We start from the raw sequence: 9,949 nt of genomic DNA, 5'->3' as shown, positions 1-9,949 counted from the left end.
CCACGACCACTCCACCGCCCCCAAGGTCGCCTGGCTCCTCGCTCTCCCCGCCCTGAGCCTCCTCCTCTACGCCCCGCCCGCCCTCGGCGCGTACATCGCCGGGCAGCAGGATGAGGTAAAGCATCGACTCTTCAAGGGTAGGGTCACGAGTTGGTGCCCACTACCCCTGGAGGGCCGGCCCTCACGGCAGGCAGTTCTGGGAATGTATGCGTCGAACTGAAGGGATTTCACCTTGACTGACTGTCAGTCGCACATGTAACTGGAGTTTCTGACGGCTGGTCTGGAGTGGCTGGCCGGTCGCTCTCTAGCGCGCTGGACCGTGTCAGGGGCGGGTGCAAGCTGAACTGATACAGCCCTGCATTAAACCGTTTGTCAAGATGATGCATCGGGTAGAATCACGAAGAGATTGGCACCTCCTCTTTGAATGGAAAAGTACCCATGGCTCACGATTCTGTTTCTCTCCGGCCTCATCAGGTGGAGGCGCTGGAGGCTGTCGTGGCGGGTCTGGACATCCCGCCGGGTAAGCGGATTCCGGCCGGGGGGCTGCGCGGGACTGTGGTCAGTGCGTGTGGCACGGGGAAGACGTTTATTGGTGCGGCGGCGGCGAAGCGGCTGGTGCCGTATGGGCGGGTGCTGGTTTTGGTGCCGACGCTGGAGTTGCTTGCGCAGACGGTTGTGGAGTGGCGTGGGTTCGGGCATGCGGGGCCGATGGTGGCGGTGTGCTCGCTGGGTGATGATCGGCGTCTGCATGCGATGGGGGTGCGGTGTACGACGAGTGTCCCGCAGTTGTCGTTGTGGCACGGCTCGGGGCCGGTGACGGTTTTTGCTACGTACGCGTCGCTGGGGGTGGTGACCGAGGCGCATGCGGGTGTGTACGGGCTTCCGATGGACTTGTGGGACCTGGTGCTGGTGGATGAGGCGCACCGGACCAGTGGGTTGATGGGGAAGGCGTGGGCGGCGGTGCACGATCAGGAGGTGCTGCCGGCGATGAGGCGGTTGTACATGACGGCGACGCCCCGGATCTGGGAGGAGCGGCCGGCGCCGCGGGTACGGCGCGATGCGGATGGCGAGGGGGTGCCGGCCGTGCTGGACCGGCTTCCGGAGGAGATGGCCTGCTCGATGGACGATGAGGCGGTCTTCGGGCCGCTGCTCTATGAGCTGGATCTGTCCGAGGCGATCGCGCGGGGGCTGCTGGCGCGGTATCAGATCGTGGTGGCGGAGGTGAGGGACGGGAGCCTGACGGCGGAGCGGCTGTACGGGGAGTCCCGGTATGCCGAGAGCGTGCGCGGTGAGCGCCTCGCGGTGCTCCAGGCCGCGTTGCTGGAGACCATGGCTGCGCATGATCTGACCCGGTGTATCACCTTCCATCACCGCACCATGGAGGCCCGTGCGTTCTCCGAAGGGCTGGAGCGGGTCGTGAAGCAGTTGCATGCCGGGGATCCCGGGCGGTATCCGGCCGGGGTGTGGACGTCGTGGCTGTCGGGTGAGCACGAGGCAGATGTACGGGCGGAGCGGCTGACCCGGTTCGGAAACCGGGCAGGACGGGCAGTGCTGTCGAACTGCCGGGTACTCGGTGAGGGCGTGGACGTGCCCTCGGTGGACTCCGTCGCGCTGATCGACCCCAAGGGGTCGGCGGTGGATATCGTGCAGGCGATCGGGCGGGCGCTGCGGCAAAAACCCGGACAGGGAAAACTGGCCACCCTTGTCGTGCCGGTCATCCTCGGCCCGGATGAAAGCCCGGAAGACATGCCGTATTCGCCGGCTTATCGGCCGCTGGTGAAGGTTTTGAATGGGCTACGGGCGCATGATGAGCGGGCCGTGGAAATGCTTGCCATCCCCCAGGAATCAACCGCGCGCACGAAGGCGGGGTCGTCGTACCTGGGCGAAGAGCCCGGGGAGGGGGAGGCGGAGCAGCGGGCGCTGCTCCGGTTCGGCAGCCACCGTGACCCGGCGCTGGTCGCACGGTTCGTGCGGTACAACCTGCTGGAACCGGAACACGCCAATTGGAAGGCCGGTCATCGCGCGGCGGTGGCGTTCCGGCGGCGGGCAGGGCATCTGGAGGTGCCGTACGGGCATCGGGAACTCACTCCGAACGGGCAGCACTCCTTTCCACTGGGGCGGTGGCTGGCGGACCAGCGACGGGCCATGGGAGCGGGGACGCTGCCGGCGCAGCGTGCGGCGGATCTGGAGGAGCTGGGCATCGACTGGAACCCGGCCGATACGGGCTGGGAGGAGAACCTCGCGGCCGCGCGGGCCTACTACGCGTCGGCCGGCACGCTGGCCGCGCCGGTCACCGCGACCGCGCTCGACAAGCCGGTAGGACAGTGGCTGGCCAACTGCCGTAAAGGCATCGCCCTGGGTAAAGACCCGGTGCGGGCGGCGCGGCGGGCGGCGCAGCTCGCCGAGATCGACCCGGACTGGCGTCCGGGCTGGCCGGTGGACTGGCAGCGGGCTTACGCGGCCGTGGCACAGATACTCGCCACAGGCACCGTGCTGGAGGACATCGTCCCCGGCGTCACCGCCGCAGGAAAGGATGTGGGGCGGTGGCTTCAGCGGCAACGCGAACGAGTCGTGTGGGCGGGACTGGCCGAAGGACAGCGGGAACGGCTGACCGCCCTCGGAGCCACACCCCCCACCCCGACGACCAAGACACCAGAGACCAAGACACCGGAGACCGCAGGACCGGACACGGCCACCGCCACGCTCGACGGATCGGGAACCAGCGCCGTGGTGGCACCGAACACAGGCGCCGCCACGGGAGCCAAGACCGGCGCTGTGGTGGGACCGAACACAGGCGCCGCCACGGGACCGAAGACCAGCACCGAGACGGAACCCGCCCCACGCGGCAAGAGAACCCCGAGCGGCTCCACGGGCATCTCTGCCGCATTCCTACGGGGATGCAAGGCGCTGGAACAGTACCGGGCACGCACCGGCAGCGTGGAAGCCGTCAGCCGGGCCCACATCGAGGTACTGGCCGACGGCACCCAGGTCCGGCTCGGAGTATGGCTCTCCAACACCAAACAACGACGCGCAGGACTCAACCGGGAACAACTCGAGAAACTCGCCGACCTCGGACTCCCATGGGCACAAGTACAAGCCCGGGCACAGGCCTGAGAGAGAGCGGCACAAACCACCGCCAACAGCCCTCCTACCGCAACAGCCCCGCATGCGTAAGAACGACCAGATTCGCCTGCCCGGCGTCCTTGCTCATCAGCCCGCCCTTGAAATAGGTGAACACCTCGGCGGCGTCCAGGCCGAGGCCGGAACCTTCAGCACATGCTGGTGGATGGCCTCGGTGATGACCATGCCGACCGAGTAGGGCTGATCGTGCGTGGGTGAGGCGGTGTCTTCCGGCCGGACGGCGGAGCGACGTGGCGAAGTCGCCGTGAGTGGTGGTGCCGATGGGGAACGGCGGCGAGTCTGAGTGCACGCTTGGGTGTGTACGTCCGTCGTCGGCGCGGACGATTCGGGAAGCGAGGAGCACATGTCGTTTCAGGCGTACCTGGACAACATCGAGGACAAGACCGGCCTGACGCCCCGCCAGTTCATCGAGCTGGCGAAGGAGCGCGGTTTCGAGGGCCCGGAGCTGAAGGCGGGCCCGGTCCTAGAGTGGCTCAAGGAGGACTACGGGCTGGGCCGGGGTCATGGGATGGCTCTGGTGCACGTCTTCAAGAACGGCGCGCAGATCTCCGCCAAGCACGTCGGTTCCGAGGGCACGCACCGCGATGACTCCGACACACTGTGGCTGGAGGGGAAGGCCAACCGCCCCTGATTCGGCGCCGCCGCTTCGCCGCGGCACGCACGAGGCCGGCTCCCCTTGCTGGGAGCCGGCCTCGTGCGTGTCAGCTTCCGGTGGTGGCCAGTGGCAGTTCCTCGCGCCGCGTCCCGGTGGGCGGAGCGGTCTGGGTGAGGGCCGCCGTCGCGGCCGGTGCCAGCAGGGACGCGGGGACGGCGAGCAGGACGGCGGCCATCACGCCGGTGATGAACCAGGCGGAGGCGTCGTGCTCGGCGGCCCAGGTCATGCCGGCGGGAGCGATGCCGCCGAGGACGGCGCTCATGACGGCGTTGGGCAGGCCGACGCCGAGGGCGCGGACCTTTGTGGGAAAGATGTCGGTGAGCAGCTTGGGCAGCACGGTGGTGGCGCAGACGAGGTAGACCACACCGGAGCCGTAGGTGAACAGCAGGCTGGCGAAGGTGCCGGTCATCGTGAGGTAGGAGACCGAGCCGGTGACCGCGAAGAGGGCGCTGGCGGCGACGAGCAGCCGGGTGGCGCCGATCCTGTCGGCGAGCAGGCCGATGGGCACGTTGAGCAGCATCATCGTGGCGGTGGCGGTGACCACGACCCACATCATGGTGCCGGGCGTCGCGAGGCGGCCGCCGAGGGCGGGTACGGCCGCGGTCCAGGTGCCGCCGACGGCGCCGGTGCCGGCCACGAACAGGGTGGCGGTCAGGACGCTGCGCCGGTGGGCGCGGAGCAGTTGACGCAGGGAGCCGCGGTCGCGGCGGGAGTGGACCTCGCGCCGGTAGATCTCGGTCTCGGCGAGCCCGGTGCGCAGGACGAGCAGGACCAGGCCGAGGATGCCGCCGATCAGGAACGGCACGCGCCAGCCCCAGGAGGCCATGGGCCCGGGGCCGAGGGCGGTGGTCAGGGCGCCGCCGAGGAGTGAGGCGGTGAAGGCGCCCGCGCAGGTGGAGAGGGAGAACAGGCTGCCGTAGGTGGCTTTGCGATGGCGGGGGGCCACTTCCATCAGGTAGGCGGTGGCGGCGGGCCATTCGCCGCCGTGGGAGATGCCCTGTGCGGTGCGGGCGAGCAGCAGCAGGAGGGGGGCGAGGAGGCCGATGTGCGCATAGGAGGGGGTGAGGGCGATCAGCAGAGAGCCGCCGGCCATCAGGGAGATGGCGAGGATGAGGGCGGGTCTTCGGCCGTGCCGGTCGGCGTGGCGGCCGAGGAGGATGCCGCCGATCGGCCTGACGAGGACGCCGATGCCGAGGACGGCGAAGGCACCGAGGAGTGAGGTGAAGGAGTTGTTGGAGGGGAAGAAGCGGGTGGCGAACAGGGGGGCGAAAAGGCCGTAGCCGAGCCAGTCGAAGGACTCGATGAAGTTGCCGACGACGGTGGCGGCGACGGCGCGGCGATGCGACGGCTGCGGGGTGGCGGTGGGCACGACGGGCCGTTCTCCTTCAGACGGCCGCGTAGCCGTGTGCGGTGATGCGCCGGCCCGCTTCCTCGTAGTAGCCGGGCTCGGTGGGCAGGGTGGTGGCCAGGCAGCTGACGTAGCGGTTGTACATGCAGAAGGCGGCCGCGATGAGCACGGTGTCGTGCAGGTGGGTGTCGGTGGCGCCGGCGCCGCGGGCGGCGGCGATCGCGTCGTCGGAGACGGGGGCGGCCTGTTGCTGTACTTCGCCGGCGACGTGCAGCAGGGCGCGCAGGAGTGGGGTGACCGGGGCGGTGTCGGGGTCGCGGTGTACGGCTTCGACGACGGCTTTGCTGTCGTCGAGCTGGGCGGCGGCGGCCGCGCCGTGAGTGTCGGCGCAGAAGCGGGTGGCGTTGCGTTCGGAGACGTAGCTGGCGATCAGTTCGCGTTCGCCGCGGGTGAGGGGTGAGTCGCCGCGCAGGATCAGGTCGGCGAGGGCGTTGAGCGGGGCTGCCGTGTCGGGGCGGTCGCTCATCAGGCCTCTGATGCCGGGCAGGTCGCTGTCGAGGTGGATGTGTGGCACGGGTGCGGGTCCTTCGCTGCGGGAGGAGTGGCGGACCTCATCGTGAGTCACCTATGGCAGCGGAGACCAACTTTATTCGTGCTGAGTGGAGTTGCCGGGTGTCGTCCGCTCTGGCGGACGGCCGGTGCGACGGCGTGGCTGCCGTCGCACCGTGACCGTGGCCGTGGCCGACGTTGAAGGGGGATGTCGGTGGTGACGTCGTCGGCATGGTGTCGGCCGTCGGTGGCCTCGGGGGCGCTGATGGGGGGATGTCCGGGGAGACCGCCTCGGTGTGTGGGCGGCGGGTGCTGGTGTGGCGGCCGTTCCTCCGGGCGGTGTACCGACGGGCGCTGGCAGTGACCGGTGCCCTGAGTGCGTGGCGGCCGGTCTGTCCCGCCGAGGCATGACCGCAGCCGGGCGCTTCTCGCTGAGTGCGCGCCCGGAACGCCGGCCGGGGAGGGTCAGGGGCCGCAAGTTGGAAGTTGACCGCCCGTCAGGGGTGACGACGATGATGTCCTTTCGCCGGTATCGCGGCAGACAAAGGATGTGCATCGTGCCCCACATCGAGCTGACCAACGACCTCCCCGGCATCAGCGGGCTGTTCGCCCAGCGCCCGGACACCGCGGGCGTGCTGTCGCAGGTCGCGGAGACCCTTCTGCGCAGTGGTTCCTCTCCGCTGAGCCGCGGGGAGCGCGAGCTGATCGCCGCCTACGTGTCGAACCTGAACTGCACCGATTTCTGCGCCGGTTCGCACAGCGCGTTCGCGGCGGCGCAGTTGGACGGCGGCGCCGAGCTGGTCGCCGCCGTGCTCGCCGACCCCGGTACGGCCCCGATCGCCCCGCTGCTGCGGGCGCTGCTGACGGTGGCCGCCGAGGTGCAGGAGAAGGCCGCTCCCGTGTCGGACAAGGCGGTCGCGGCCGCCCGGGCGGAGGGCGCCACCGACGCTCATATACACGACACGGTCCTGATCGCGGCCGCGTTCGCGATGTTCAACCGCTATGTCAACGGCCTGGCCACCGAGGTGCCGTCGGACCCCGCGTTCTACGACGTGGCGGCCGGGCTGATCGTCGAGCAGGGCTATGGCGCCGCGCGCTGACCTGGCGTGCGTCCGGCGTCCGAGGAGGACGGCATGACGTGGTCCGCAGCAGATGTTCCCGACCTGAGCGGCAGGACCGCGCTGGTCACCGGCGCCTCGGGCGGCATAGGCCGGGAGACGGCCCGGGTGCTCGCGGCCCGCGGGGCGCATGTGGTCCTCGCCTGCCGCAGTACGCGGCGGGCGAGGGCCGTGGCCGCGTGGGTCGGCGGCAGCACCGAGGTGGTCGAACTCGACCTGGCGTCGCTGGACTCGGTGCGCGAGGCCGCCGCGCGGGTGCGCGACCGGCACGGGCGCCTGGATCTGCTGGTCAACAACGCCGGGGTGATATTCCCGTCGTACGGGCGTACGAAGGACGGATTCGAGGCCCATTTCGGGGTCAACCACCTCGGCCACTTCGCGCTGACGGGGCTGCTGCTCGGCCTGATGACTGGGGTGCCGGGTTCGCGGGTCGTCACGGTCGGGAGCCTCGCGCACCGTGCGGGCTTCGGCGGTGTCAGCGCGGACCGCGCCCGGTCCGGCTCCGGGCGGCGGTCGGTGACGGCGTACGGGCGTTCCAAGCTGGCGAACCTGCTGTTCGCACGGGAGTTGCAGCGTCGTCTCGGGGCGGCCGGTACCGCCACCGTCTCGCTCGCCGCGCATCCGGGGCTGTCGCCGACCGGGCTGTGGGACGGCGACGCTCCCGCCGTGCTGCGGCCGGTGGTCGCGGCAGGGATGCGCTGGCTGGCCCAGCCGCCGCGGGCGGCGGCGCTGCCGTCGCTGCGGGCGGCGACGGACCCGCAGGTGCCGCCGGGCGCCTATCTGGGGCCTGCTCGGCGGTTCGGGAGCCGTGGGGCGCCGGTACCCGCACGGTCGAGCCGTGGGGCGCGCGATGTGACGGCGCAGGCCCGCCTGTGGGAGCTGTCGGAGGAACTGACCGGAGTGCGGTACGCGTTCGTACCGGCGCCGGTGCCGGCTGAGCCGGCCGTGGGCGTGTGTCCGGTCACGGGAGCCCGGGACTGATCGCCGTGGCCGGGGAGAGCATCGCGGCCGGTGTGGGTGCGGGCATCGCGGATCGGGCCCGGATCCGGCCGGTGGCGGCCTGGGCGTGGATGTGGCGGAACTTCGACGCGGTGCTGCCGGACGGCGACGTGCCTGCGACGGACGCGGCGGACCGGCCGCTCCCGCTGTGGCCGGGGACCGTGCCGGAGGCGGGCGGCGTTGTCGAGGACGAGGGGCTGCTGCTGCGGTGACGGCGGGCCTCGGTGGGCCACTGCGAGGGTGAGGGCGACTTCACGAAGTGGGTGCCGGTTCTTCTTCTGCCGTGCTCGCCACGGGCCCGGACCGTCAACCGCGTGGGTGGGCGGGCCTAGCGTGGCGTGCGTTCACCCACCCCCCATCCGAAAGGCGACATGTCATGGCGCAGACAGCACAGCGGCCCGCCGCGTCCCTCGTCCGAGCGGGGCGGGCCGCGGACAGCGGTCCGGCCTCGTCCTCGTTCTTCTTCAACGGCCACGCGCCGCGCCGCCGTGCGCTGGTCGGCGCGGTCGCCGCTCTCTTCGGTTTCGCCCTGACGGTGGTGTGGTCCGCGCAGTTCGTGGACCGGACCATCGGCGACAATATCGCGGACAGTCTGCTCGGCCACGCGGCCAAAGGTACGCCGATCGCGGGCGTGCTGGCGGGCCTGGCGTTCGCGCTGGCCACCGGTGTCGCGGGCACGTTCACCGCGTGCAACGTGGCCGTCTTCAGCGCGCTGGCGCCATTGGCCGGCGCTCCCGCCGCCTCCCGGCGGGGCCGGATGGCCGCCGCGCTGCGTCCGCTGAGCCGGCTCGCTCTCGGTGCGGTCGTCGTGTCCGCCGTGTACGGGGCGGTGGTGTCCTTCGCCGGAACGGGCATGCCGCAGTTCGACGACAGCCAGGGCGTCGGTTTCCCCGGACGTCTGGTGCAGGCGATGGTGGTCTACGGGCTGATCGGTCTGCTGATGACGTATCTGGGCCTGGCGGCGCTCGGTGTGGTGCGTGATCCGCTGGCGCGGCTGTCGCGCCGCTTCCCGGGCGCGCCGATGCTGGTGATGGGCGCTTTGATCGGGGCGTTCCTGATAGGGCGCCCCTTCCCGTTGTTCCGCCAGTTGTTCCGGGACGCCGCCGAGAGCCACAACCCGCTGTACGGGGCGGTCGCGTTCGGTCTTCAGTCGATCGGCAACATCACCGTCATGTCGGTGCTGTTCCTGCTGGTGGCGGGGCTTTTCGGGGAGCGGCTGCACCGGTGGACCGCGCGGCGGCCGAGCCGCGCGTCGGCGCTGATGGCGGCGGGCTTCCTGACGGCGGGCGTGTTCCTGGTCCTGTACTGGGACGTGCGGATCCTGGCCGTCCGGGAGCTGATCTGGTACCCGATGGCGCCCTGGGCGGCGTGAGGCGGTTCCCATGAGGTGGATGGCCCGGCCGGAGACTTCCGGCCGGGCCATCCGTCTTGCGGGAGGGGTCAGGCGCTCGCGGCTGCCACGGCGGCGACCAGTTCGCCCGCCGTGCCGAGAAGGCCGGGTGCGGTGAGATGCGGGTCGTCCAGGACGGGGACGAGGTCGGCGAGGGCCTGGGCGAAGAGGCCGCCGTTGTCGTGGACGAGGGTGACGGCGCCCTCCCACAGGGCGGCCCGGATGCGGCGCGAGGTGAGCAGGCCGTCGCCGGCGGTGGAGGTAAGCAGCAGTGCGGCGACTCGGGCTTCGAGCGGTGTCGGCCGCCAGCAGCCGGTGCGCAGATCCGCGAGGAGTCCTTCGACGCCGCTGCGGGCGCGTTCGGTGGCAGCGGGCTCGATGAGCAGGCCGGTGCCGGGTGGGGCGTTGGTCGTGGACACGGGTGGTTCCTCTCGTGGGGTGCGGCCGGTCAGTCGAGGCCGGTGGCGGCGCGCAGGGCGGTGGCGCGGTCGGTGCACTCCCAGGTGAAGTCGGGCAGCTCGCGGCCGAAGTGGCCGTAGGCAGCCGTCTGGGCGTAGATGGGGCGCAGCAGGTCGAGGTCGCGGATGATCGCGGCGGGGCGGAGGTCGAAGACGTCGCGGATGGCCTGTTCGATGAGGTGGAGGGGGATCTCCTCGGTGCCGAAGGTCTCGACGAAGAGACCGACCGGCTCGGCCTTGCCGATCGCGTAGGCGACCTGGACCTCGCAGCGCGAGGCGAGGCCCGCGGCC

At 70.9% G+C, this 9,949-nt stretch carries 11 protein-coding genes; 7 read left to right on the top strand and 4 right to left on the bottom strand.

What is annotated here, in order from left to right; translation table 11 throughout:
* Positions 1-438 precede the first annotated feature (438 nt).
* The 3 genes from ACWCV3_RS28300 (at position 439) to ACWCV3_RS28290 (ending at position 3,772) form a co-directional block, all read left to right on the top strand.
* A complete protein-coding gene (locus tag ACWCV3_RS28300; RefSeq protein WP_451229997.1) occupies positions 439-3,114 on the top strand; it encodes a Helicase associated domain protein in 2,676 nt (891 codons plus the stop codon).
* A 52-nt stretch (positions 3,115-3,166) separates the two neighbouring features.
* Positions 3,167-3,319 carry a hypothetical protein gene (locus ACWCV3_RS28295; protein ID WP_451230000.1) on the top strand — a complete coding sequence of 51 codons (153 nt, stop codon included), beginning with the start codon at positions 3,167-3,169 and terminating at the stop codon, positions 3,317-3,319.
* Positions 3,320-3,484: 165 nt separating this feature from the next.
* On the top strand, positions 3,485-3,772 hold the full coding sequence (locus ACWCV3_RS28290; protein WP_451229994.1) for a DUF4287 domain-containing protein: 288 nt from the start codon (positions 3,485-3,487) through the stop codon (positions 3,770-3,772).
* 70 nt (positions 3,773-3,842) lie between these two features.
* On the opposite strand, the gene ACWCV3_RS28285 is transcribed toward ACWCV3_RS28290, so the two are convergent.
* Together ACWCV3_RS28285 and ACWCV3_RS28280 are read right to left on the bottom strand one after the other, a co-directional pair.
* Entirely contained in the window at positions 3,843-5,165 is a 1,323-nt protein-coding gene (locus tag ACWCV3_RS28285) for an MFS transporter (RefSeq protein WP_451229991.1), read from the bottom strand.
* Positions 5,166-5,181: 16 nt separating this feature from the next.
* A complete protein-coding gene (locus ACWCV3_RS28280; RefSeq protein ID WP_451229988.1) occupies positions 5,182-5,718 on the bottom strand; it encodes a carboxymuconolactone decarboxylase family protein in 537 nt (178 codons plus the stop codon).
* Between the two features lie 532 nt (positions 5,719-6,250).
* Between ACWCV3_RS28280 and ACWCV3_RS28275 the strand changes: the two genes are divergently transcribed.
* From ACWCV3_RS28275 to ACWCV3_RS28260, 4 genes are all read left to right on the top strand, one after another.
* Positions 6,251-6,793: a carboxymuconolactone decarboxylase family protein gene (locus ACWCV3_RS28275; protein WP_451229985.1), complete on the top strand. Its 543-nt coding sequence runs from the start codon at positions 6,251-6,253 to the stop codon at positions 6,791-6,793.
* 33 nt (positions 6,794-6,826) lie between these two features.
* On the top strand, positions 6,827-7,792 hold the full coding sequence (locus ACWCV3_RS28270) for an oxidoreductase (RefSeq protein WP_451229982.1): 966 nt from the start codon (positions 6,827-6,829) through the stop codon (positions 7,790-7,792).
* A gap of 5 nt (positions 7,793-7,797) precedes the next feature.
* Complete coding sequence (locus ACWCV3_RS28265; RefSeq protein WP_351947014.1) at positions 7,798-8,022, top strand: hypothetical protein; 225 nt, start codon at positions 7,798-7,800, stop codon at positions 8,020-8,022.
* A 164-nt stretch (positions 8,023-8,186) separates the two neighbouring features.
* Positions 8,187-9,182 carry a hypothetical protein gene (locus ACWCV3_RS28260; protein WP_451229977.1) on the top strand — a complete coding sequence of 332 codons (996 nt, stop codon included), beginning with the start codon at positions 8,187-8,189 and terminating at the stop codon, positions 9,180-9,182.
* A gap of 68 nt (positions 9,183-9,250) precedes the next feature.
* Here ACWCV3_RS28260 and ACWCV3_RS28255 read toward each other — a convergent pair whose 3' ends face one another.
* Together ACWCV3_RS28255 and ACWCV3_RS28250 are read right to left on the bottom strand one after the other, a co-directional pair.
* Positions 9,251-9,619, bottom strand: a complete 369-nt coding sequence (locus ACWCV3_RS28255; protein ID WP_451229975.1) for a hypothetical protein — start codon at positions 9,617-9,619, stop codon at positions 9,251-9,253.
* 29 nt (positions 9,620-9,648) lie between these two features.
* Positions 9,649-9,949 (bottom strand): methionine adenosyltransferase domain-containing protein (locus ACWCV3_RS28250; RefSeq protein WP_451229973.1); only part of this gene is annotated, 301 nt, incomplete at its 5' end.

The organism is Streptomyces sp. NPDC001781 (assembly GCF_053596035.1).
This window is presented reverse-complemented; position numbering and strand designations above follow the sequence as displayed.

Bases quoted from the DNA above. Each gene is read 5' to 3' on its own strand.
- ACWCV3_RS28270 (WP_451229982.1), top strand. From the start codon at position 6,827: ATGACGTGGTCCGCAGCAGATGTTCCCGACCTGAGCGGCAGGACCGCG.
- ACWCV3_RS28295 (WP_451230000.1), top strand. From the start codon at position 3,167: ATGCGTAAGAACGACCAGATTCGCCTGCCCGGCGTCCTTGCTCATCAG.
- ACWCV3_RS28300 (WP_451229997.1), top strand. From the start codon at position 439: ATGGCTCACGATTCTGTTTCTCTCCGGCCTCATCAGGTGGAGGCGCTG.
- ACWCV3_RS28260 (WP_451229977.1), top strand. From the start codon at position 8,187: ATGGCGCAGACAGCACAGCGGCCCGCCGCGTCCCTCGTCCGAGCGGGG.
- ACWCV3_RS28290 (WP_451229994.1), top strand. From the start codon at position 3,485: ATGTCGTTTCAGGCGTACCTGGACAACATCGAGGACAAGACCGGCCTG.